This window comes from Sphingomonas ginsenosidimutans, assembly GCF_002374835.1.
Taxonomy (GTDB): Bacteria; Pseudomonadota; Alphaproteobacteria; order Sphingomonadales; family Sphingomonadaceae; genus Sphingomonas; species Sphingomonas ginsenosidimutans.
In genome coordinates this window covers 50138-73865 of sequence record NZ_NWVD01000010.1, presented here as the reverse complement: position 1 = coordinate 73865, position 23728 = coordinate 50138, and the positions used below count along the sequence as shown (strand labels likewise).

The following is a 23728-nucleotide window of genomic DNA, read 5'->3' as shown; positions in this document are numbered from 1 at the left end:
GACCGCATTACCCACCACTGCGACATCGTCGAGACCGGCAACGACAGCTGGCGATTCAAGCACCGCAGCTGACGCGCGGGACCACCGGCAGAAGATGCTTCGCGCTGGTTGCGCCTCCGGTCGGGCTACGCCCGCCCTACGCCGCAACCAGCGCGAACGGCACGCCCGCCATACCCGTCACACCGCTCGACAAACGGGGTCCCTTTTGGACGCCGATAGGGGGTCCTTTTTGGACGCCGATTGACAATCGCGCTCCCTTGAACCGGGTGTCAGGATCGTCTAAATGGGAGGTCTATCGCGGACCGGTCAGCGTTTGGCGACGCTGCCCATCTTACGGTTCCAGGGTGCCCGGCCTTCGTGCCGGGCATTCGTTTATGTGGCCACGGTCATAGCTCCAGAAAATGCGACGGAAGGTCGCCCGAGCACAGTGCCGCAGATGCAAAGGTTAAGAAACCACGAGGATTCGTGGTATCGGCTACGCTCGCCGGAAAAGATTCGTGGTATCGACTACGCCCGCAGCGATAACTTCGTGGTATCGACTACGCTGCACGGCAAAGTTCGTGGTATCGACTACGCCTAAGAGACGGCAAAGTTCGTGGTATCGACTACGCCTAAGAGAATGGTGGTTGGCCTTCGACGAGATCGGCAGTGCTGATAAGGCGGGCAGGGGGATTGAGTCGCCTCTCCGACTGTCGTGATCGAATCCGATCAGTTGTCTGATCCGGATTTCGATCGCTTCATCGGCGCCAGGACAGTCGGAACCTCGCGTATGACAACAACCTCGTCCGAGACCTTGCTGCTTTTCGAGGCGCCTTCGGCCGCTTGGATGGAAAACTCGAAGCCCGGGACTGTACCGTTTGCAGCCTCGACAACGTAAGGCTTGAAGAGGCGGGTCAGGCTCTGGTGGCCGATCTGGTGTTGTAGATCACCCAACCTTATCGAGGTCACGCCGGAGAAGCGCAGGAAGCAAGCGACTTCATAGAGTCGACGGTTGATCGGGCTCAGCTGGAAATAGCTGGGTGCGTATTGCATGACACTTCGATCCTTGAGGATCGCCCGAAACAGCCAGTCGCAAAGACGAACATTCACGGCCTTGAGCCTGCGCTCGCCGGTTCGCGTCTTGGTATATTGAAGGCGGGCGGTCTCGACCCAGGAGAAGAATCCCGCTTCACCCTCGCCGCCAGTCTCGATGTCAGTCTTGATCTGAGTGCTCTGCAGTCGTTCCAATGCCTCGTACAATCTTGTGTACGCGTTGGACGACGGGGTAGCTCCGGTGACCCGGAAGAAGTCATTGGCAGTGAACTGGAAGTTTTGGCTTACTGGCTCGCCATTCTCGATCTTCGCAGCCATAAGGCTGGCGATGTAGAGGATGACCTCTTTATCGTAGATGTTGGCGACACCCTTATGGCCAGGCTGCACCTCGATACTGATCTCGCCGGTACTGTAGGCAAGCGGCTTCATCCATGCCTGCTTCGTAAGCGCGAAGAAGGGGTATGCCATCAGCGATAGCTCGCCATGAACACCACCGCGTAGCGGGCTGTCCATGGAGAAGAGGTCGCCTTGCATCGGAACCACTGCGTCTTTGGCAGTGCCGGTCGGCGCCCGATCTTTCGAGAGGCCTGGTTCGGCTGCCTTACTCTTCGGCATGACCAACTCCGTCGTCAACCAGTCGGCTCGCGCGCGTTCCAACCGCGGCGACACCATAGGCGTAGGCGATACCACGAGCTGGTCGACCCGTAAGGTCGGCCGTGGGGTCAGGCGTAGGCGATACCACGAACTTCAGGCGGGTTTCGGGCGGAAAACGCAGCCTTCCGAGGGGAGGGTGCCCGCCGGTTCGGTCCAACTTCGTACTATCGACTACGCCTAGCAGACCCGCACCGGCGCTGTTGTGCGTCGTCGCAAACGACCGGGCCTGTTGAAAAATGCCGGACATGCCGGGTTGCTCCTTCGTTTCACCCCTATCGAAAGGAGCGTCGCTATGATGGGACCAGCCTGTCGCAGTAAGCGGGAAGGGGCGTCCTTCCGCACCGTAGAAGCCATGTTGCCCACAGACCACCTGCTGCGTCGCGTCGATCGATGGCTCGACATCGGCGAGTTGAGACAGGCACTGGCCGGTCATTACAGCGCACGGGGAAGACCATCGATCGATCCCGAACTCCTCATCCGCATGACGCTGATCGGCCGCATCTTCGCGATCGCGTCCGAACGGCGGCTGTGTGAGGAGCTGCGCTACAATCTGGCCTATCGCTGGTTCTGCCGTCTCGCGCCGGGAGACAAGGTTCCGCACCACTCCACGTTCAGCAAGAACCGCCATGGTCGCTTCCGCGATGCCAACGTGTTCCGGATCCTGTTCGAGAGCACGGTGAGACGCTGCATCAGAGAAGGACTGATTGGCGGAAAAGACGCCGCGATCGATGCGTCGTTCATAGCGGCTGATGCGAGCTGGCAGCGCAAGACCGTTCCCGGCTACCTGCCGTATGTCGCCAACGCGTCGCGCGCGGTTAGGGAGTGGGTGCACGACACAGGAGATGCCGTCTTTGAAATGGCGCGGTCGAAAAGCTGCCAAGGCATCTCTCGAACGGACCCTGCCGCGGCCTGGTCGGCGCGAACGGTGCGTGGCCGGTTCGGCTACGCCTTGAATGCGCTGGTCGACACCCCGAGTGGCGTCGCGCTCGATGTCGAGGCGACACCAGCTCGCTTCGCGGAGGAAGTTGATGCGGGGCGCGTCATGCTCGAGCGGTCGGCCGATCGGTTTGATTATCGCCCCAAGCGGGTCGCGGCCGATAAAGCCTATGGCAGCGCGAACTTCCTCGGCTTCGTGCGGGATCACGGCGCAACCCCACACATCCCCGTGATCGACCGGACGCAGCAGACCAAGGGCAAGCTGCCGCGAACGGCCTTCAGCTATGATCGTGGCACCGACAGCTTTACCTGCCCGACCGGCAAGACGCTCCGGCACCATGCCTTCCATCCTCCCACCGGCGTACACCGTTACGCGGCGGATGTTCGGGATTGCGAGGCGTGCGTGCTTCGGAAGAAATGCACGACGTCGCGGCGTCGTACCCTGGTTCGACTGGACGATGAAGACGTTCGCGATCTTGCCAGAGCCGAAGTGGAAACCGGGCTCTACAAGCGGTCTATGCGGTTGCGGCGCGGGGTCGAACGGTTCTTCGCCGACGCCAAGGGCAAGCATGGCATGAGGCGGCTTCACCTGCGCGGCATCCGCGGAGCGGAAGAAGAGTTCCTGATCGGCGCGGCGGTAATGAACCTGATGATACTGGCGCGACCACGTCGGCTGATCGGCAAGCCGCGCAGAGGTGTCTGCGTTCCCGCAGCCCTCACCCCGGCCGCCATCTCGGCCCGGTCGATCGAACATGACGTGATCGTCTCGCCCGCTCGGCAATATGCCTGATCGCTGAAGCGCGGCGTGCTTCATCACGCGGCGCGCAGTCGTTCTTTGCGGTACGGCACACCGTCAAGCAGTGCCTGGCCCGGCGCCTTGGGCGTGCCGTCACCGTTCACGTACATATAGAGTGTCGTCGTCGTCATCCCGAGACGGCGCGCGACATCAGCTGCGATCGCGTTACGATCGGACATGGCGGCCATCGCCATCGCCAGCGTTGCCTTGTCCATCTTGCGGGGCCGCCCTCCCATGCGCCCCCGCGCGCGTGCCGCAGCAAGGCCGGCCTGTGTGCGCTCGGCGATAAGCTCGCGCTCGAACTCGGCGAAGGCGGCAAAGATGCCGAAAGCCAGGCGGCCGTTGGCGGTGGTGGTGTCAATCTGCGCGCCGGCGCCAGTCAGTACCTTCAACCCGATGCCGCGCTCACGCAGCGCCTCGGCGGTGATGACCAAATGCCTCAGGTCACGTCCGAGGCGATCCAGTTTCCAGAGCACCAGTGTATTGCCGGGCTGCAACGCCTTGAGACAGGCAGTCAGGCCAGGACGCGCATCATGACGACCCGACGCGAGATCCTCATAAATGCGTGAGGCATCGACGCCGGCGGATAGCAGCGCGTCGCGCTGCGGTGACAGCGTCTGCGATCCGTCAGCCTTGGATACCCTCACATATCCGATGAGCATCATCACCCCGCCAGAAAAGATATCTAACACCCTGCAATGTGCCGGTGGTTTCCGCAACGGGTATTCCGACCGCTAGGAAGCTTCGATGAGGCAAAAACCGCTACCGCCAGAAAACCGGTCGTTTTTCTGGCGGTTGGTGTGCGCTGTGAGTGCCCCGTCGCTTCACGGCCAAAGACAGTTACGGTGGAGGCTTCGGGAAACTTCGGCAACAAATTAGCGTGGTGCCGGATACGATCAGCTTTGCGAAAGGGGGGGCTGACCATAGGCGTGGGTGGCGATGCGTTTGCTTACTCGTTTTCGGGACGTAGCGGTGCGGACTAGTGTCGCATCGCCGCGGGCAACGAAAAGCTTTTAAACCACCGTCCCGGTGAAAGCCCCAATAAGGGCCGTCATCCCCATCGCAAGGACACCCAGTAAAACCACCCGGATCATGGCGCGCCCGATCGGGGCGCCGCCCGCCTTCGCTCCAAGCGCACCCAGCACGCCAAGCAGCACCAATGCCGTTGCTGGTACCGCATAAAGCACAGCGCTATGCGGTGCTAATGCAGCGATCACGGGTAGGATCGCGCCGGCGGCAAATGCCAAGGCCGAGGATACCGCGGCCTGCATCGGCTGCGATGCGCCGTCGTCAGCAAGGCCAAGCTCATCACGGCGATGCGCTCCCAGAGCGTCATGTGCCATCATCTGTTCGGCCACCTGAATCGCTAGCGACGGCTCGACGCCACGCCCTTCATAGATTGCGGCCAGTTCCCGCGTTTCGGTCACGGGCGAACGTTCCAACTCGGCCGATTCCCGCGCAAGGTCAGCGTTCTCGGTATCCGCCTGCGAACTGACCGAAACATATTCGCCCGCCGCCATCGCCAGTGCACCCCCGACCAATGCTGCTACCCCCGCAACAAGGACTGTGCTCGCAGTCGAGCCTGGCGCGGCTGCGACACCGACGATCAGGCTTGAAACAGAAATGATTCCGTCGTTGGCACCGAGCACCGCTGCGCGAAGCCAGCCTGTACGGTGGACGAGATGATGTTCTCCTGGCGCGTGATCGATGGCGTCGGTCGTCATTGGCTATCCTAAAGTATGTCGAACTCGGTGAGCCGCCGAGTGGGCGGGAATTGGATTGTATTTGGCTCCGGACAGCAGTGCAGGGATGATGGAGCGATGTAGCTACGCCAGGTGCGTTGCGGCACGGGCCTGACGAACAGCTGACGAAAGCGATGGCTCCCGTAATTTCAAGGCTAGACCTCGAGTCGGACGCGAAACGAAGCACCCCCGCCTGTCGCGTTTTCGACGCTGACCGTTCCACCATGCGCTTCGGTCAACCGTTGCACGATGCCAAGGCCTAGGCCCGCTCCGGTAGAGCTGCGGCGATCCTTGCGCCAGAAGCGGTCAAACACGTGCGGAAGATCGACCTCTGCAATCCCCGGCCCGTAGTCACGGACCGTCAGCTGTGGACCGGGTCCCGCGCTTACGTCGATGGGCGTGACGCCGGGCGCGTGTGACAGCGCATTGTCGATCAGGTTGCGATAGATGCGGAAGATCGCTTCCGGGTGCCCGATCGCCGCGGTGTCGCCGAAGCTCTCGAAACGTAGATCACGCTGCGCCGCGAACACCTTTGGCGCCATCGCGGCCACGACGTCCCGGCCGATGTCGGCGATATCGATGGCAACGTGGCCATCGAGGGCCAGCGCGTCGGCTTGGGCGAGATCGAGCATCTGTTCGACGAGACGGGTCAGGTGCCGCGCATCGGCCTGCAGTTCGTCCCGTTGCTTGCCTGCGGGGAGCCGATCGAGCGATAGCTGCATGATCGACAACGGTGTGCGCAGCTCATGTGCGGCGTTGGCAGTGAACTCCCGCAGAGTCGCCATCGCTGCATCGAGCCGACCGAGCGCCCGATTGACGGCACTGACGAGCGTGTTGACCTCTCGCGGCTCACTCGGCTCCGAAAGGCGAAGCAGGGTGTTGTCGGGTTCCAGCGCGTCCACTTCGCGCTCGGCATGGCGGAGCGGTTGGAGCACCCGGCGGACGGCGAAGACGTTGAACAGCAACAGCAACAGCGACAACGGGATCAGCGGCAGCATCACGTGCTGAATGATCTCGTTCACGATCACCGGCACATAGGGGCGGATGCCGTCGCCCTCGAACTGCATCGCCAGCCATCGCCGCTCCTCGCCGCGATCGATCGCGCGAACGCCCGATATCCGATAGCCGCGAGGAGTCTGTTCGCGCCGCGTCCAGTCGACCAGGGTTGACGCGCCGTCGATCCCGGTTTCCCCTACCCGCCGGAGTTCGGGTGATCCCGGTTCGACATAGCGCGCGGACCAGGATTCGGCCCCCGGCGGTCCGGTTAGCAGGTCGGGCGACAGCACGCCGCCTGCCTGAGCCTTCGTCGCTTCAAGCGTCAGCAATTCCTGCGCGAGCGATTCGGGCTGGCGACTGTAGGTGAACACGACGATCCCGACGTCGAGTGCTGCGAACAGCAGCGTGAACGCCGCCAGACGCGCCGCAATCTGTCGGAACAGCGTAGGGGGCCGTCGCCTTGGCCGAACCGCGTCCATCCTATTCACCAGATACGCTTGGCGCGAACAGCGCATAGCCGACGCCGTGCACGGTGCGGACCTGCACGTCCGCCCCGGCGGCGGTCAGGCGCTTGCGCAGCCGCGATACTGCCGCTTCCAACGCATTGGGCGTTACCTCGGCGTCCATCGCATATAGCGTATTCTCAAGCGCCGGCTTGGCGACGACGTGTCCGGCGCGGCGGAGCAGAACTTCGAGCAGGTTGATTTCACGCGGCGTCGCGTCGATCGCGACGCCGCCCACGTCGGCCGACCGTGAGGCACAATCGAGCACGACGTTGCCCGCGGCGAGCTGGGTGCCGAGCGACGCCCCGGGTCGTCGCAGCAGGGCACGACACCGCGCCGCGAGCTCGGGAATCTGGAACGGCTTCACCAGATAGTCGTCAGCGCCCGCGTCGAGTCCGGTGACGCGATCGTCGAGGCCACCTCGCGCGGTCAGGACAAGGATCGGCGTCGCATTCTTGTCCCGGCGGGAACGGCGGACGATGTCCAAGCCGTCTCCATCGGGTAAGCCAAGGTCGACCAGTAGCAGGTCATATGTCGCCACCTTCATCGCCAGCTCGGCGTCCTCGACGGTCTCGACCCAATCGACCGCGAAACCCTGCGGGATCAGGCCGTCCCGAACCAGGCTGCCGAGCCGGGCGTTGTCTTCAATCAGCAGCAGGCGCATGGTCGATGTCGGTCCCCGTTGGTGCACGTTTGTAGCCAGTGACCATCGCCAGCGGCAGGTTTTCCCGGTGCCGCACGCTCTCGACGATCGCACCGATGACATGCAGGGCTACCGCGCCGATCAGAACATTGGCGGCGGTTTCGTGCAACGTCTCGACCCAGCCCACACCCCAGAATTGGTCGAGCCCCATCATCCATCCGCTGGTCCCCACCGTCGCCAGCAGGACAAGGAGGACGACGATCATTGCGCCTCCGGCCGGGTTGTGCCCGATGTAGCGCGGCTCGCGCCGGGCAGCCATCGCGCGAAAATAGCGCAGCAACACGAACGGGCCTGGCACGAAGCTGGCGAATTGCGCGTAACGCCGGCCGATAACACCCCAGATCAGCCGGATCGCCAGCGCCGTGACGACAACGTAGCCGACATAGATATGCGGCGGCTCCTCATGCCGAAGGAACGTCAGGTTGGCGATCACACCTCCTACCACGGTCCAGTGAAAGATGCGGACGATCGGGTCCCAGACCTTGACCCTGCCGCGGTTGCGAGCAGGGTCTCGGGAAGGAGCCGCTGGAGCGACGTGGCTCATCGTCAGTCGACGTTGTTCTGAACGACCGCGCCGTTCACCGGGTTGAAATAGACCTCGGCGCGCTTGCCGTCCTTGGTGTGGGCGTAGATTTCGTAGCAGCTGCCGGACACCTGAAAGACCTTGACGTCGCGATAGCCCATCTTGGCGACGCGGCCTTTCATTTGTGCCGGCGTCATCCATTTGGCCTGAGGCGCCTTGGTGCAGACGGGCGACGCCATCGCCATCGGCGCAGCTGCGACGGCGGCGAGAAAGGCTGCGACCTTCAAGGGGGCAAATCGGATCATCGAACGAGCTCCTGTCAGAGGCGGGATAGCCTCGATGACCGGGAGATCGCAGCACCGCCTGACCGAAACCTGACGGCACAGCGAGTTTTTCCGACGGCTCGAGAATGCGGTTGCCGCGGACCTGTCAGGTCGTCGTCAGGACCGGGGTCGATAGCGGGGCAGCCGCACTTCCGGCGGCAATGGAGTATCGACCATGATGAAGTCCCTGATCGTCGCTGCCGCCGGTGCCGCGACCATTTTCGCCGTCAGCGTGACCGCCGCGCCGTCGGCGCCGACCCGCCCGCTAGCCGCCAGCACGCGGGCGAACCTCGAAGCCGCGATGCACGGGGAGGCTTATGCCAACCTGAAGTATCTGCGGTACGCCGACCAGGCGCAGGCGGCGGGAAAGCCCGAACTCGCCAAGCTCTTCCGCGCATCGGCCAACGTCGAGGCCAACGAGCACTTCGATCGCGAAGCGCAGGCGCTGCGGCTCGGCAGCAGCAACAATGTGAACCTCGAAGATGCCATGAAGGGCGAGCACTACGAGAATGTCACGATGTACGTGAATTTCGCCAAGGAGGCGGAAGCGGCCGGCGACAAGAAGGTGGCGCAGATGTTCCGCCAGATCGCGGTCGACGAAGGCACGCATTACGCGGCTTACAAGGCTGCCCTGGCAAAGCTCCCCCGTCGCTAAGCCAGCTGCAGGCGCCGGCCCGGCCATCCCCCCGGCGGGCCGGCGCATCAAATCGGGATCGTTCGATAGGTTTTTAACACACGCCCGCCGAATGGGGCCTGAAAGAGCGCTCAGTGCCCTAATCGCGCAACATCAATTCGAACGCGAGATTTTCAACAGCCACGAACGGTTTTGACACCATTCCTTGAGTAGCCAAGTCAGCTAATCGCTTAGTGACCTAGCCGTAATGGATAAGTTGAGTCACTGCTGTTTTCTGCTTTCGTTCTCCACGATACTGAATCATAGAATTGTTATGCCAATCGCGCGTGAACATCGCTGGCTCTACCCGATTGACTGGCGTGAACTATCTGCCTTCATCCGGTTTGGCCGCGCCAAAGGACGCTGCGAACATTGTCAGCGCCCGCATGGTCGTCATGTGCTGCATCTGGGCGATGGTGTTTGGTGGGATGAGGACATAAGCAGGTGGCGCAACGGGCAGGGCAGGTGCGTTCGCCGCCTGCCGCCGCCCGACGCCCTCTTATGCGCGCAACCTGGCTTCGTCGGCATTGATCCACCTTCACAAGTGCGGATCACGCGCGTGGTTCTTGCTAGCGCGCATCTGAACCATGATCCGAGCGATAACCGACCACGCAACCTCGCTGCACTCTGCCAGCGGTGCCACATGCGCCACGACGCCAGCGAGCATCGCCGACGTCGGTGGATCAACGCCTTCCGTATGCGTGCGATCGGCGATCTATTTGCCTGATCCGAAATCTCCTGCTGACCGCCTGGGAGCTAATCAAAGATCACTCAGTCGGTGAATCGAACGCTGTCAGGATTGGGCACGGCCCTGCCGATCCCGAGCCGCACTCGCTGGCAAGCCGACGCAGCGAAGCACGCGCCTGTTCAAGCTCGGCGATCTTCGCATCCAGCGCCGCCATCTGCTCATGGGCGAGCTGGCGCGCACGCGCGCGATCGTCGGTCGCATCCAGCGCCAGAAGCTCACCGATCTGCTCGAGCGTGAAACCGGCTGCCTGCGCCGAGCGGATGAAGCGAAGGCGGCGGGCGTCATCGGTGCCGTAGCGCCGGATGCCGCCTCCGGCGCCAGCCCCGGTCGGCCGGTCTGGCTCGTCCAGCAAACCGCGACGCTGATAGTAGCGCACCGTTTCGACGCCGACGCCGCCCTCGCGCGCGAGCGCCGCGATCGTCATGCCGGTCATGCCTTGACTCCGTACTATGGTACGGACCCTATATAGGCGGGGCGAGGATATTGGAGAAGCGGCATGGCGAGCGCCCCCGCCAAACAGGCGACGATCTACCGGATGGTGATGCCGGAACATACCTGCCCTTTCGGGCTGAAGGCGAAGGATCTTCTGCGCCGGGAAGGCTATGCGGTCGATGACCATTGGCTGATGACGCGGGAAGAAACCGACGCTTTCAAGGCGAAGCACGGCGTCAAGACGACCCCGCAGATCTTTATCGCCGGGGAGCGGGTCGGCGGCTATGACGATCTGCGCCGCTTCTTCGGCAAGATGGTCCGCGACCCCAAGGCCGTCACCTATCGCCCGGTGATTGCCGTGTTCGCGATGACGGCGCTGATGGCGCTCGCCGCCAGCTATGCGGTACTCGGCACGCCCTTCACGGTGCGGGCGGGTGAATGGTTCATCGCGTTCTCGATGTGCGCTCTGGCGATGCTCAAGCTCCAGAACGTCGAGAGCTTCTCGAGCATGTTCCTCAACTACGATCTGCTCGCGAAGCGCTGGGTGCCCTATTCCTATGTCTATCCCTACGCGGAAGGAGCGGCGGGCGTCCTGATGGCAGCCGGCGCGTTGACCTGGCTGTCGGTGCCCGTCGCGCTCGTTATCGGTACGATCGGCGCGGTGTCGGTGTTCAAGGCCGTCTACATCGACAAGCGTGAGCTGAAATGCGCGTGCGTGGGCGGGGACAGCAACGTGCCGCTCGGCTTCATCTCGCTCACCGAAAACCTGATGATGGTCGCGATGGCGCTGTGGATGATCGCTGCGCCGCCCGTGCTGGCGATGGCGCACTGACGCGAAGGTCGGCACGCGTCGTCAATGCGGGCTGATCGCCGTAACTTCTGCCGTCATACCCTTCGCCTTGGCGGTGAATGCGACCCGCTGCCCCGACCGCAGTCCCTTGAGCAGGGTCGGGGGGGATGCCCGGAAGGTCATCGTCATTGCGGGCCAGCCGATCGTCGGGATCGGGCCGTGCTTGATGGTTACGGTTCCACCTTTCGCGTCGACGGCAGTGATCGTCCCCGATCCGCTGCCGGATTTTACAGCCGATGCAGCCGGCCTGCTGCCTTGAGCAAGAGCGCTCGCTGCGATCGGCGTGACTAGTAGCATGAATGCGGCGCGCATGGAGAAAGTGGCTTTCATCAGATCTTCCTTTCGGGGCGGGTTGAAGCTCGCCGCCGCAAGAGCAAGTAGGCGGCTGGCAGGATGAACATGGAGAGGAAAGGGGCGGTCAGCATTCCACCGATCATCGGCGCGGCGATCCGGCTCATCACCTCCGATCCGGCGCCATGCCCGATCAGCACGGGGAACAGCCCGGCGACGATGACAGCGACGGTCATCGCCTTGGGACGTACCCGCAACAGCGCGCCCTCCCTGATCGCTTCCGATACTTGCTCGCCCGACGGTGACGGCCCGCGCTCGGCCAATGCGTGTTTCAGGTAGATCAGCATGACGACGCCGAACTCCGCCGACACGCCGGCGAGCGCGATGAACCCGACACCTGTGGCGACCGATTGCGCATAGCCGAGCAGCCATAATGTCCAGATGCCGCCGGTCAGCGCGAAGGGCAGTGTGCCCATGATAAGCGCCGCCTCGTCGAGGCGACCGAAGGTAAGGTAGAGGAGAAGGAAGATGATCGCGAGTGTCGCCGGCACGACGAGCATCAACCGAGCCTCGGCACGCTGCAGATACTCGAATTGTCCGGAATAGGCGATCGAGACGCCGGGGCTGAGCCGAACATCTTTGCCAACAGCACGGCGCAGATCGGCGACCGTGGAGGCCAGGTCGCGCCCGCGCACGTCGACATAGACCCATGTCGAGAGTCGACCATTTTCCGTCTTGAGCATCGGTGGACCTTCCGCGATCGACACGGATGCGACGGTGCCGAGTGTGATCTGCTGACCCGATGCGGTGACGATTGGGAGAGTTCGCAGTCCCTCCAGACTGTCACGCAGCTCGCGGGGGTAGCGGACGCTGATCGGGTAGCGGGCAAGGCCCTCCACCGTCTGGCCGATCGTCTCGCCGCCGATCGCGCCGGACACAATCTCCTGCACATCGGCGATGTTGAGACCGTAGCGCCCCGCGGTCACCCGATCGATATCGACATCGACATAGCGGCCTCCGGTCAACCGTTCTGCCAATGCCGAGCTGACGCCCGGCACGGTCCTGGCGACACGTTCGATGCTGCCGGCGATGCGGTCCAGCTCGGAGAGGTTGGACCCCGACACTTTCACCCCGATGGGACTCTTGATGCCGGTCGCGAGCATATCGATCCGATTGCGGATCGGAGGCACCCATACGTTCGTGAGGCCGGGCACGCGCACTGTGCGGTCCAGCTCCTCCACCAGCTTTGCCGGCGTCATCCCCGCGCGCCATTGATCGCGCGGCTTGAATTGGATGGTCGTCTCGAACATCTCGAGCGGTGCCGGGTCGGTCGCGGTCTCGGCGCGCCCGGCTTTGCCGAACACGGTTTTGACCTCGGGAACGGTTTTTATCAGCCGGTCTGTGCGCTGGAGCAGGGCCGAGGCGCTCGCGGCCGAAAGGCCGGGAAGCGCGGACGGCATGTAGAGCAGATCGCCCTCATCCATCGTCGGGATGAACTCGCCACCCAATCGGGTCAGCGGCCATGCCGTCGTCGCCAGTACCAGGGCGGCGATGCCGATCGCCGCCCAAGGCCGCGCCAACACGCGGTCGAGCGCCGGGCGATAGGCACGGGTGAGCACGCGGTTGATAATGTTGTCGTTCTCGGCCGGAATGCGTCCCCGGATCAGCCATCCCATCAGGACCGGCACGAGCGTTACCGACAGGATCGCCGCTGCCGCCATCGCATAGCTCTTGGTGAAGGCGAGCGGGGCGAACAGCCGTCCCTCCTGCGCTTCGAGCGTGAACACCGGCACGAACGACAGCGTGATGATGACGAGGCTGAAGAACAGCGCCGGCCCGACCTCGGCCGCGGCCTCGGTGATGACGCGCCAGCGTTCCTCGCCCGCCAGCGCCACGCCCGGATGGTCGTGTTCCCATCGCTCGATCCGCTTGTGCGCGTTCTCGATCATCACGATCGCGGCATCGACCATCGCGCCGATCGCGATGGCGATACCGCCCAAAGACATGATGTTGGCGTTCACCCCCTGCACACGCATGACGAGCAAGGCCGCGAGCACCCCCAGAGGCAAGGTGACGATCGCGACCAGCGCAGACCGGACATGCCACAGAAACAACCCGCAGATGATCGCGACGACGACGAACTCCTCGATCAGCTTGCCCGTCAAATTCTCCACCGCGCGGTCGATCAATTGCGAGCGGTCATAGGTGGTGACGATCTCGACGCCGGGGGGAAGGCTCGCTTTCAGTTCCGCGAGCTTGGCCTTGACGGCTTCGATCGTCTGCCGTGCATTCTTGCCCTGACGCAGGATGACGACTCCGCCCGCGACCTCGCCTTCGCCGTTCAGCTCGGCGATGCCGCGGCGCATCTCGGGGCCGATCTGGATCGACGCGACGTCGCCCAAGGTAACGGGGACGCCGGCACCGGCGACCTTGAGCGGGATCGCGCGGAAATCGTCGACGGTGCGCAAGTAACCTGACGCGCGCACCATATATTCGGCTTCGCCCAGCTCGAGGACGGACCCGCCGGCCTCCTGATTGGCGCGGCGAATGGCATCGACGGCCTGAGTGTGCGTGACACCGAATGCGGCGAGCCGCGTCGGGTCGAGCAGCACCTGATATTGCTTCACCATTCCGCCGATGCTCGCCACCTCCGCAACGCCGGGCAGCGTTTTCAGTTCATAACGTAGGAACCAGTCCTGCAAGGATCGGAGCTGCGACAGGTCACGGCGGCCGGTGCGGTCCAACAGCGTGTATTCATAGACCCAGCCGACCCCCGTCGCATCAGGACCCAGCGCGGCCTGCGCGCCTTGGGGAAGCCGTCCCTGCACCTGGCTCAGATACTCCAGCACGCGTGAGCGCGCCCAATAGAGGTCGGTCCCATCCTCGAAGAGGACATAGACGTAGCTGTCGCCGAAGAACGAATAGCCGCGCACGGTTTTCGCGCCAGGCACGGACAGCATCGTCGTGGTGAGCGGATACGTCACCTGGTTCTCGACGATCTGCGGGGCTTGGCCCGGCCAGCTCGTGCGGATGATGACCTGCGTGTCGGACAGGTCGGGGAGCGCATCGACGGGGGTGGCACGCATTGCGAACACCCCGGCCATGGCGAGCGCGATGGCCGCCAGGACGACGAGGAAGCGGTTCGCGACCGACCAGCGGATGATCGCGGCAATCATCGCCCAGCCTCGCGCGTCATGCGGCGCAGCGTTGGACCATCGGCGGGTTGATCAAAGCCGAACCGCACCCGCTCACCCTTGCGATACCCACGCACCAACGCGGGATCGGCGACGCGGAACGTCATTGTCATGGCCGGCCAGCCGATCGCCGGAACGGGCTGATGGGACAGGGTGACGGAACTGCGATCGATCGCCTCGATGCTGCCGACCGTCTCGTAGATCGACGCGGTGGGTTTCACGGCCGGCTTTGTTGCGGGTGACGCTTCGACACCAATCGGACGCGCATCGAGGCCAGCGAGGCTCGCTTCGGAGTCGATCAGGAACTGGCCCGACGCGACAACCTTCTCACCCTCGGTCAGGCCGGCGACTATCTCGGTTTTGCCGCCGCCTTCTGCGCCAGTGCGAACCTCGGCGGGTCGAAAGCGTCCACCCGGCCCTGCCAACATGACGAGTGTGCGCCGGCCGGTCCGGATCACGGCCTCACTCGGAACAAGGAGTGCATCGCGGCTCCCCTGGTCGAGCGCCACGCTGGCGAACATACCGGGGCGCAACCGGCCGGCACGGTTGGGGAGCTCGACGCGGATTGTGAGCGTGCGGCTCGCTGCCTCGGCCTGGGGCAGGATCGCAGCGATGCGGCCCCTGAAGCTTTCGCCCGGGAAAGCCGCCAGCGTGGCGATGACGGGCGTGCCGATCCGCAGGTTTCCTGCGAGGGCCTCAGGGACAGCCGCGTTCAGCCACACGGTGGCGAGGCCGTTCACCTCCGCCAGTGTCTGTCCTTGCGCGACCGTCATCCCCTGTCGGACGCCGAGCGTCTTGATGACGCCCCCCACGGGCGTGCTGATCGTCGTCACACCTTGCGGTCGGCCGCGCCACTCCGCCGATGCAATCGATCCGGCGGGCATCCCGAGAAGCAACAGGCGCTCTCGTGCCGCCCGCGTGAGCCCGGCATCCCCGGTGCGGCGCACGGCGAGATACTCCGCCTGCGCGCCCGCCCATTCGGGCACAAGGATATCGGCGAGCGGGGCGCCTGCCGGCACGACATCGCCTGGCGCGCGCGCATAGACGCGCTGAACGAAGCCGCCGCTGCGTGCCTGCACGACCGCAACGTTGCGGTCATTGAACTCGATGCTGCCGGTTGCCGAGGCCGAGTTTGACAACGATCCGCGTTCGACCGTGACGATCCGCGCGCCGAGCCGCTGGAGGCTGGCCGGATCGATCGCTACGCCCGGTGCGGCGCTACCGCCTGCGCCCTCGTCGGCATAGCGGGGGATCAGTTTCATCCTCATCGACGAGAGACCCGGGCCGTCGTGCCGCTCCCCCGGGATCATCGGATCATACCAGTAGAGGATCTTCTTCTGCGGGGCTGGGGATGCCGTTTGATCGGCAGCCGAGGACGTGCCAAGTTTCGCGAGCCCGAAGCCCACGCCCCCTGCGACCAGCACCAGCGCGCTTACCGCGGTGACAAGGCGGGCGCGGGTAATGGTAGTGTCGCTCATCGATCGGCGCTCCCGAAGGTAATGGTGAGGCGGACAGAGTCTGCGGCGACGAGCGCCTCACGGTCGAGCACGGTCAGCTCGGCGTCGGCGAGCGCGGTCTTGGCTTCGATGGCATCCGCAAGACTCGCGCGACCGGCAGAGTAGCTCGCTATCTCCAGATCGGCTCGCTTCCGAGCGAGCGGAAGGAGCACGTCGCGCGCGCGCTGCCATTGGCTGTGATGCATTTGGTGGTCCGCCAGCGCGGCCTCCAGATCGGCTGCCAATGTGCGCCGGGTTTCTTCGCGCGCGGCCTCGGCCTGCGCCTGTGCGGATTTGCGGGCTTCGATGCGCGGGTTCTGACGCGATCGAGCGAACAGCGGCAGGCTCATCGAAACTCCCGCCGACACCATGTCGCCATACCGGGGGTCACGGCGTTGATAAGCTACCTCTACCCCCCAATCGGGTCGCTTCTCCGCTCGCGCCGCATCCACGTCGGCCTGGGCGCGCTGAATACCGGCCTCGGCGAGAACCATGTCGGAGTGAAGGCTGAGCGCGTCCCGCAGCCGCGCCGGAGCCAGATCGATCGCGGGCATATCGCCGGCAATCTCGGGCGCCGATACGCCGGTCCAGCGAGCCAGCATCGCGCGGGCGCGCGCAACGGCGGCCATCAACTCGTCGCGGCGGTCGTCGAGTGCCGCGATCTCCTGATCGGTCGTCAGTGTCTGACCAGGGCGGACCGAACCGGTCGTCACGGCGGCCCGCGCAGCGGAAGGGAGAGATCGAAGGAATAGCAGAACGGTGTCGAGGGCAGCTAGTCGACGCTCGGCATAAGCAAGGTCGATCCATGCCTGCCCCGCTCCCAATCGCACCTCCCGGAGCTTGGTCGCTTGCGATGCTTCTGCCGTTGCGATCACGGCGCGTGCCTGCGCTTGCGCGGCATGACGCTTGGCAAGGTTGGGTAGGTCCTGTTGGAAACCGACACGCCCCATCGTCATGTCGTCTCTGGATAGGGAGAAGGCGGGTGGCCCAGAGACAGGATAATTCTCGATTCCGATCGACACACGGGGGTCCGGAAGGCTTCCCGCCGCACGTGCATCGGCTTGGGCGGCGCTGACCCCCGCGCGACCGGCAACCGCTCCCGGGGCGTTGGCAACCGCATCGCGCAGCGCTTGGTCATAGGTAAGTGTCTGCGCGTGCGCGGCGCTCGTCGTGAGCGCGGCGACCGCGAGCATCATGGATGCGCGCATCCCTCTAGTCCCTTCATGTCATAATGATGGCCGGGCTCCAAATGGTTGATCGGAGCCCGGCACCTGTTCAGGCTCGCCAGCTTAAGTTGACTGGCCGCCCTTCATTGACATGCAGGCGTCGCGACCGCGTTCCATCATCGGGCACACGCAGGCGCTCGACTGGGGAACGTCCGTAACCCATACGCGACGTGGGGCTTGAAGCGGCGCCCGCGGGCCCGGCTGGTAATTGGAACGCCACTCCCAATGACCATTGCTTTTATTTTCAGATGTGGCCGCCGTCGCTGCCGACGCGGCGAGGCTAGCGGCAAATACCGCCAAGATGAACGTTTTCATGTCACTTTCCAATTTGATCGAGATTTAAAATCGGCAGAGCCGCAACCGGCGAACGGCTGCAGCCTGACACGGCTTGACTCGATCAAACGGTAGGCGGTTCGGGCTCGGGAGCGACGTTGAGGCCGGCAAGTGCCCGGCTGGCAGGCCAGATAACGATTTGAGATGCGATCGAGCGCTTCAGCACTCTTGCCGGCTCCTCAAACGTCATGGGAACAACGCATCCCATTTGGGCGATACACGCCAGCGTCAGTCCTTTGCATGGGTGTTCCGATGACGGATCCGGGGTCGCCATACCCGCGCAATCCATGCGGGATGGGGTGACATGGCTCATCGCCATCTTGGGTGAGAGCGATGGGCCGGCCGCATACGCAATTCCTTGGCCCAAAAGGCCAAGCAACGCTCCAACAAGAAGCAAGAGAGAAAGACGAGCTTTCAACACCCGGATACTATCCCAATTGTCAACGCCGAGGTCAATACGGGTGGTTTGCCGGGTGCCGTAGTGCCGGCATGAAGCGCCGGGGAAGATTTGCCGCTCACAAGACAACCTGTCGTTTAGGCGCCGTGGCTAGCAAAGACACGCCGGCCAGCGGCACCGAACGCAATGACGTCATAGGGCTGGGTTCTCATGCCGGGCACCTCCATGCCCGGTGAGCCCATCGGCATTCCGGCCACGGCCAAGCCGCGCACGCCTTTAGGATGCTGGGCCAGCGCGCGCTTCATGTCCGCGATCGGGACATGTCCCTCAAACGCCATGCCGTCGATGATCGCGGTATGGCAGGACGCGAGGTCAGCGGGCAGGCCGATCTTACGCTGCAGCACCTCACGGCGATCATCGTCGATGATCTGGACCTTGCGGCCGAACTGCTGACGCACCTGCGCCGCCCATTTCTCGCAACAGCCGCAACCCGGATCGCGGTGCATGGCGATGTCGGCCGCGGCCGATGCGACCGCTGGGATGGTCATTAGCAAGGCGGCGACGGCGCCACGAACACCATTCTTCATCATCAGCTCCTAAAAGGAAATCCCCGCCCTGCCGGGGGGTAGGGGGATCGACAGGGCGGGGCAGCGCTCCCTTATTGCGGGCGCTTGCCGTGCTTGCTGAGCCACGCCTGCAGCTCGGCAATATCCTTTTCCTGTTTCGTGATCGTCATCTGCGCCATGCGCTTGGTCTCGGCGTCGCGCGCGTCACGCACCGCAACGCGCGACATGGCGATGGCGCCTCGGTGATGCTCGATCATCTTGCGCGTCCACATTTCGGCCGCGTCGCCCTGCTTGGCCGCCATCATCTTCTGATGCATGTCCATCTCGGCCTGGCCGTAGGGATTGCCGGCCATCATGCCCGCCATGTCGTCGTGGTTCATGCCGGCCATCTGACCGTGGTTCATGCCCTGCATTCCGCCGCTCTGCTGCGCGAGGGCGGGCGTGGCGAGCAGCGCCAAAGCTGCGAATGTTGGTGCGAAGCGCATTATTGATCTCCCTGGGTTCTAAGACTTCTACGCGTGCGAGGCGGCTATCCCTCACCCGGGGTGCTAGAACGCGCGAGAAATTGTCAGGAAACAGGACTTTATTTCCGAGGGCTACGCTCCTGAGCCGCGTATATTATGCCTCGATCACGATGTTGCGACGCCGCGTTTTGGGCCATCGCATGTAGAGAAGCACTGCCCCCCCTAACCAAAGCGCAAGCCCACCGATCGCGAAGGCGAGCAGCCAGGGCGTGTTGAAGTTCTCGTGATTCGTCCAATCCATGATGTGAAGGCCCCAGAAGAAGTCGTAGAGCCGCCAAGTGCCGGTTCGGACAGCCGAGATCCGACCGGTGTCGGCCGCGACAAAGACGCGGGTGGAATCGAGGTCGGCGAACGCGACGCGCCAGGCGGGGAGCGTGCCGCGATATTCGGGGCTGGCGCGCTCGATCCGCTCTACCTTCGCCGCTGGTCGAGCACCGCCACGCCATGCCAAACGCGCGATCTCCTCGGCCTCACGAGCCGTTGGTGCTGGCAGCGCTTGGCCCGTCGCGGCGTCGAACAGGCGCGTTCCCTTGGCTGTCGCGACCTCGGCGACCGGGCGGCCAAGCCACATGCGATAGGTGATGGCCTCGATGGGCGCATCTGCTGCGCCTACGATCGCCGATGGTGGGGCGAACGTGCTGCCGCGGGGAAGGGGCGCCGCGGCTTTGCGGTCAACGAGGTGATCGCCATGCACCCGATCGATCGGCAGGAAGCTCATCAGGGCGCCGCTTGCGAACCATAGCAGGAGTTGCGCGCCGATGATGATCGCGAGCCATTTGTGCGTGCGGCTCGCGAGTAGATGCAGCCTCAGTTTCGCGCTTTTCAGAACCACTCCTCCCTCAACCTCGTCGCCGGGGTCACTTCATACCCGGCATGTCCTTCATCATCTCGTCGTGATCGGCCGGGGCGCTCGCGACCAGTGCCTTATACTGTTCGGGCGTCATGCCGGGGAGCTTGCGGACGAACGCGACCATATTCCAAATTAGGGGGTCGGGATGCGTCTTGCCCCATGCCGGCATGGCGCTGAGCTTCACCCCGTGCTTGATGATCCAGAATTGCTGGGCGGGGGTGAGATCTTGAGCGCGCGCGAGTTCCGGCGCCTGTGGATAGAGGCCCTGGCTCATCTCGGATTTCTCGACGCCGGGGCCGAGATGGCAACCGGAACACATTTCTCCGTAAAGGCCCGCGCCGACTGACACGCGCTGCGCCGATGCCAGATCGGCCGGGGGTGTTATGCCGCGCGCGCGTGCCTCAATCGACCGATCGCGCAGGCGTTCGAGCATTGAATAGACCGCCGGCGTGTGCGGTTCGTCGGCCGCGATGTTATACACGCCAAGGTAGATAAACGCGGCTGCGCCCAGCGCCAGGACGATCGCCAGGGCGCCTACGAACGGCAGGCTCGGGAAGTGCTGCCTTATCGAGCGCCTGCCGTCTTGAGCCATCTGTTCCTCCATCGATCAGAACCAGACACGAACGCCGGCGACGATGCTCTTGGACGTTGCGCGATCCCCATCGGCGCGCGCGTAGCGGGCGGTGTCGCCGAAGCGGCGATCCCATGACACGCCGACATAGGGGGCGAACTCGCGCCGGATCTCATAACGCAGCCGCAATCCAAGCTCGGCGTTGGATAGGCCCGATCCGATCCGGTTTTCCGGCACGTCCTGCGCAGCGAAATTGAGCTCGGCGCGCGGTTGCAGGATCAGCCGCTGGGTGATGCGCTGGTCGTAATAGCCCTCAAGCCGCCCTAGCAGGTCGCCCTTGTTGGACAGGAATACCGCGCCCTCTAGCTCGAAGAAGCCCGGTGCCAGCCCCTCCAGCCCGACGGTCGCATAGGTGCGTTTCGGGGACGGCCCCAAATCCTGGCGGACACCCGCTTGTAGATTGAAATAAGGGCCAATGGTCCGGCTATAGAGCGCCTGCACCTCGGCGCTCTCGATGCCCTCGCGGAAGGCTCCCTCGCCCTCAGACTTGATGAAGAGGCGGTTGATGTCACCCCCGAACCACGCCTCGCCATCCCAGCGATAGCCGTCACGACCGTTGCGGAATTGATACTCAGCGAGGTTCAATAGCACCTGGCTGAAGTTTTGACCGCCGTGATGCTGCTGAAGGTGATGGCGACCCATCGCCATCGCGTCCGCGCCGTAAACGCTGTCGGCCGCATGGTCGGTCGGCAGGGGCGGGGCGGGGGCGTTTCCTGCGGGAAGCGCGGTGCCAGTCTGCTGCACCCCATCGGCCGCCATGCCTGGCATTCCGGCCATTCCCGACATGCCCTGCATGTCGTGGCCGCTGTGCTGGTCGGCTGGCATGGTCATCCCCGGCATCGCCGAATGGTCCATGCCCTGCATCGGCTGCTGGGAGCCCTGAGGGACCGTTTGGCCGTTTCCGGGCATCTGCATCCCCGGCATGGCTTCCATGCCCTGCTGTGAGCCCTGCGGAGCCGCATGGTCCATGCCGGGCATAGACGAGTGATCCATGCCCGGCATGGTCCCGTGATCCATACCATTCATGCCGGCCGTTGGCGCGGCGCGGCGTTTCGTCGTCGAAGCTGATGGTCGCCTCGCAGGAGCTGACCTAGTCTTGGCCGGCTTGCCTTTGGCCGTGGGCTTCACCACCGGCTTCTTTTTCGCAGGCATCGGCATGGTCATGCCCGGCATTGCCGAATGATCCATGCCCTGCATCGACTGAGCGGCGACAGGACCGGCGATGCCGAGCATGGTGGCGGCGGCGAGCGCCGCGGTCAGCCGGTTCATGCCGCCTCTCCCGCGAACGGGCGAACGGTGACGACGCGCATCATGCCTGCGGTCATGTGGTAGAGATTGTGACAGTGGAACGCCCAATCGCCGGGTGCATCGGCGGTCAGATCAAAGGTCATCTTGCCTCCAGGCGGCACGTTGACGGTGTGCTTGCGCGGCGCATGATTGCCGTGCCCCGTCACCAGCTCGAAGAAATGGCCGTGGAGATGGATGGGGTGCGGCATCATCGTATCGTTGACCAACGTCACCCGCGCCCGCTCGCCTTTGCGGAACGGGATGGGGTCGGCGGGATCGCTCAGCTTCTGCCCGTCGAAGCCCCACATGTAGCGCTCCATGTTACCGGTCAGATGGATCTCGAACTGACGCGACGGCGCGCGCACGTCGGGGTTGGGCGCGAGCGAAACGAGGTCGCGATAGGTGAGGACGCGGTGATCCAGGCCCTCCAGACCCTGGGGCGGTTCACCGCTACGGTCCTTCGGCATCGGGGAGATGGTCTGCACGCCCGGCCCCATCTTCACGCCCGGCGCATTCTTCGGGTCGCGCATGTTCATGTTCATGCCGCCACCCGACCCGTGGTCCATCCCGGCCATGCCGCCAGCCTGGCCCGATCCGCCCGACATGGCACTATGGTCCATGCCGGCCATGCCAGCACCGCCCGCTGCCATTTGGCTATGGTCCATCCCGGGCATTACAGCGCCGCCCATCTGGCTGTGGTCCATGCCCGACATGCCGGACATGCCCGCCATCGCTGCGCCTGCCGCGACCGTCCCGTGATCGGTCGGCCCCTTCCAGCCCGTCAGCTTCCAAAGATTGCGCGAGGCGTTCTGCATCAAGGTGGGGTCCGGCCCGCGCGTGGCGACCGGGCTCTCGTCCTTCATGCCGGACATGCCCTGCATCCCGCCCATGCTCCCCATGTCCATGCCCATATCGGTCATGGTCAGCAGCGTGCGCGGACGAAGCGGCGGGACCGGGGCGACCATCCCCTCACGCGGGGCGAGCGTCGCCCGGCCCATGCCGGAGCGATCGATAGCCTCGGAGACGAAGCTGTAGGCCCGGTCCTCGGGCGTCACGATCACGTCGAACGTCTCGGCAACGCCGATCTGGAACTCGTCGATCTTCACCGGACGGACATTCTGCCCATCGGCCTGCACGACGGTCATCGGCAGGTCGGGGATGCGGACGTTGAAGTTGGTCTGCGCCGCGGCGTTGATGATCCGCAAGCGGACCCGCTCGCCCGGCTTGAACAGCCCCGTCCAGTTGTCATACGGCCCGTAGCCGTTGACCAGGAAGGTATAGGTCGAGCCGGTGACGTCGGCGATGTCGGCGGGGTCCATTCGCATCTTTCCCCACTCGATCCGGTCCTTGAGCGGCATTTCCCGACCCGCGAGCAAGCCCGCGAGGGTCGGCCGCTGATAGTTGAAATAGGCGCCGCCCATCTGCTTCAGCTTCCGGAAAATCTGCTCGCCGGTCATCTGGCTGTGGTCGGACAGCACGATCACATGCTCGCGGTCGAACGCGATCGGATCGGCACCGGCCGGGTCGATCACGATCGGCCCGTAAAGTCCGCCCTGCTCCTGCTCGCCGGAATGGCTGTGATACCAGTAGGTGCCCGACTGGATGATCGGGAACTCGTAGATGAAGGTCGAGCGCGCCTTGATGCCGGGGAAGCTGATGCCGGGCACGCCGTCCATCGCGAACGGCACGAGCAGCCCATGCCAGTGGATCGAACTGTCCTCGTCGAGATTGTTGGTGACGGAGAGGCGGACCTTTTGCCCCTCCTTCAAGCGAATGAGAGGGGCCGGCACCGTGCCGTTGACGCCGATTGCGGGCGTCGACTTGCCGTCGACGGGAAGTCTGAAACTGTCGATCGTCAGCGCGATGTCAGTGCCCGAGACGGTCGGCAGCGGTTTGACGATCCCGCCCGAGACAGGCTGCGCCCACGCGGGCATATAGGCGGTCAGCGCCATGCCACCGCCAGCAAGGGCGGCGCCGCGAAGCATCTGGCGGCGATCGATAGTGCGGCTCATACGGTCCTCA

Annotated in this window: 23 protein-coding genes; 5 read left to right on the top strand and 18 right to left on the bottom strand. The window is 64.2% G+C overall.

Annotation, left to right across the window (positions count from 1 at the left end; all coding sequences use genetic code 11):
• The coding region (locus COA17_RS20180; protein ID WP_217991017.1) for an ATP-binding protein at window positions 1-72 on the top strand (72 nt) is incomplete at its 5' end.
• 636 nt (window positions 73-708) lie between these two features.
• On the opposite strand, the gene COA17_RS16330 is transcribed toward COA17_RS20180, so the two are convergent.
• Entirely contained in the window at window positions 709-1647 is a 939-nt protein-coding gene (locus COA17_RS16330) for a replication initiator protein A (RefSeq protein ID WP_327555633.1), read from the bottom strand.
• A 331-nt stretch (window positions 1648-1978) separates the two neighbouring features.
• On the opposite strand from COA17_RS16330, the gene COA17_RS16325 reads away from it, so the two are divergent.
• A complete protein-coding gene (locus COA17_RS16325) occupies window positions 1979-3412 on the top strand; it encodes a transposase (RefSeq protein ID WP_231376780.1) in 1434 nt (477 codons plus the stop codon).
• A 23-nt stretch (window positions 3413-3435) separates the two neighbouring features.
• Here the strand turns inward: COA17_RS16325 and COA17_RS16320 are convergent, their stop codons facing one another.
• From COA17_RS16320 to COA17_RS16295, 6 genes are all read right to left on the bottom strand, one after another.
• A complete protein-coding gene (locus COA17_RS16320) occupies window positions 3436-4080 on the bottom strand; it encodes a recombinase family protein (protein ID WP_037477107.1) in 645 nt (214 codons plus the stop codon).
• A 351-nt stretch (window positions 4081-4431) separates the two neighbouring features.
• Entirely contained in the window at window positions 4432-5142 is a 711-nt protein-coding gene (locus COA17_RS16315; RefSeq protein ID WP_066707260.1) for a VIT1/CCC1 transporter family protein, read from the bottom strand.
• Between the two features lie 173 nt (window positions 5143-5315).
• Window positions 5316-6635 carry a sensor histidine kinase gene (locus COA17_RS16310; RefSeq protein WP_211250653.1) on the bottom strand — a complete coding sequence of 440 codons (1320 nt, stop codon included), beginning with the start codon at window positions 6633-6635 and terminating at the stop codon, window positions 5316-5318.
• Window position 6636: 1 nt separating this feature from the next.
• Window positions 6637-7323: a response regulator gene (locus tag COA17_RS16305; RefSeq protein ID WP_066707257.1), complete on the bottom strand. Its 687-nt coding sequence runs from the start codon at window positions 7321-7323 to the stop codon at window positions 6637-6639.
• Window positions 7304-7906: a cytochrome b/b6 domain-containing protein gene (locus tag COA17_RS16300; RefSeq protein ID WP_066707281.1), complete on the bottom strand. Its 603-nt coding sequence runs from the start codon at window positions 7904-7906 to the stop codon at window positions 7304-7306. Before COA17_RS16300 ends, COA17_RS16305 begins: the two co-directional genes overlap by 20 nt.
• 2 nt (window positions 7907-7908) lie before the next feature.
• The gene (locus COA17_RS16295) at window positions 7909-8190 is read right to left on the bottom strand and encodes a PepSY domain-containing protein (protein ID WP_066707254.1); all 282 of its coding nucleotides are present in this window, start codon (window positions 8188-8190) and stop codon (window positions 7909-7911) included.
• Between the two features lie 193 nt (window positions 8191-8383).
• Here COA17_RS16295 and COA17_RS16290 point away from each other — a divergent pair, with 193 nt between their 5' ends.
• Complete coding sequence (locus tag COA17_RS16290) at window positions 8384-8863, top strand: acyl-ACP desaturase (RefSeq protein ID WP_051693705.1); 480 nt, start codon at window positions 8384-8386, stop codon at window positions 8861-8863.
• A 292-nt stretch (window positions 8864-9155) separates the two neighbouring features.
• The gene (locus COA17_RS16285; protein ID WP_043060763.1) at window positions 9156-9608 is read left to right on the top strand and encodes a hypothetical protein; all 453 of its coding nucleotides are present in this window, start codon (window positions 9156-9158) and stop codon (window positions 9606-9608) included.
• A 40-nt stretch (window positions 9609-9648) separates the two neighbouring features.
• Here the strand turns inward: COA17_RS16285 and COA17_RS16280 are convergent, their stop codons facing one another.
• On the bottom strand, window positions 9649-10053 hold the full coding sequence (locus COA17_RS16280; RefSeq protein ID WP_101750172.1) for a MerR family DNA-binding protein: 405 nt from the start codon (window positions 10051-10053) through the stop codon (window positions 9649-9651).
• A 72-nt stretch (window positions 10054-10125) separates the two neighbouring features.
• On the opposite strand from COA17_RS16280, the gene COA17_RS16275 reads away from it, so the two are divergent.
• Window positions 10126-10893 carry a glutaredoxin family protein gene (locus COA17_RS16275; RefSeq protein WP_017980773.1) on the top strand — a complete coding sequence of 256 codons (768 nt, stop codon included), beginning with the start codon at window positions 10126-10128 and terminating at the stop codon, window positions 10891-10893.
• 21 nt (window positions 10894-10914) lie between these two features.
• On the opposite strand, the gene COA17_RS16270 is transcribed toward COA17_RS16275, so the two are convergent.
• The 10 genes from COA17_RS16270 to COA17_RS16225 form a co-directional block, all read right to left on the bottom strand.
• Window positions 10915-11241: a copper-binding protein gene (locus tag COA17_RS16270; RefSeq protein WP_017980774.1), complete on the bottom strand. Its 327-nt coding sequence runs from the start codon at window positions 11239-11241 to the stop codon at window positions 10915-10917.
• Window positions 11241-14378, bottom strand: a complete 3138-nt coding sequence (locus COA17_RS16265) for an efflux RND transporter permease subunit (RefSeq protein ID WP_018251208.1) — start codon at window positions 14376-14378, stop codon at window positions 11241-11243. Before COA17_RS16265 ends, COA17_RS16270 begins: the two co-directional genes overlap by 1 nt.
• On the bottom strand, window positions 14375-15874 hold the full coding sequence (locus COA17_RS16260; protein ID WP_043060764.1) for an efflux RND transporter periplasmic adaptor subunit: 1500 nt from the start codon (window positions 15872-15874) through the stop codon (window positions 14375-14377). Before COA17_RS16260 ends, COA17_RS16265 begins: the two co-directional genes overlap by 4 nt.
• Complete coding sequence (locus COA17_RS16255) at window positions 15871-17088, bottom strand: TolC family protein (protein ID WP_018251210.1); 1218 nt, start codon at window positions 17086-17088, stop codon at window positions 15871-15873. The genes COA17_RS16260 and COA17_RS16255 overlap by 4 nt, the downstream gene beginning before the upstream one ends.
• Before the next feature lie 897 nt (window positions 17089-17985).
• Window positions 17986-18438 carry a DUF411 domain-containing protein gene (locus COA17_RS16250; protein ID WP_017980778.1) on the bottom strand — a complete coding sequence of 151 codons (453 nt, stop codon included), beginning with the start codon at window positions 18436-18438 and terminating at the stop codon, window positions 17986-17988.
• A 68-nt stretch (window positions 18439-18506) separates the two neighbouring features.
• On the bottom strand, window positions 18507-18899 hold the full coding sequence (locus tag COA17_RS16245) for a DUF305 domain-containing protein (protein ID WP_042469554.1): 393 nt from the start codon (window positions 18897-18899) through the stop codon (window positions 18507-18509).
• Between the two features lie 133 nt (window positions 18900-19032).
• On the bottom strand, window positions 19033-19770 hold the full coding sequence (locus COA17_RS16240; RefSeq protein ID WP_017980780.1) for a PepSY domain-containing protein: 738 nt from the start codon (window positions 19768-19770) through the stop codon (window positions 19033-19035).
• A gap of 25 nt (window positions 19771-19795) precedes the next feature.
• Complete coding sequence (locus COA17_RS16235; protein WP_024310687.1) at window positions 19796-20380, bottom strand: c-type cytochrome; 585 nt, start codon at window positions 20378-20380, stop codon at window positions 19796-19798.
• A 15-nt stretch (window positions 20381-20395) separates the two neighbouring features.
• Window positions 20396-21688 (bottom strand): copper resistance protein B, encoded by a 1293-nt coding sequence (locus tag COA17_RS16230; RefSeq protein WP_043060765.1) that lies wholly within the window; start codon window positions 21686-21688, stop codon window positions 20396-20398.
• Window positions 21685-23718: a copper resistance system multicopper oxidase gene (locus COA17_RS16225; RefSeq protein ID WP_018251213.1), complete on the bottom strand. Its 2034-nt coding sequence runs from the start codon at window positions 23716-23718 to the stop codon at window positions 21685-21687. Before COA17_RS16225 ends, COA17_RS16230 begins: the two co-directional genes overlap by 4 nt.
• Window positions 23719-23728 lie beyond the last annotated feature (10 nt).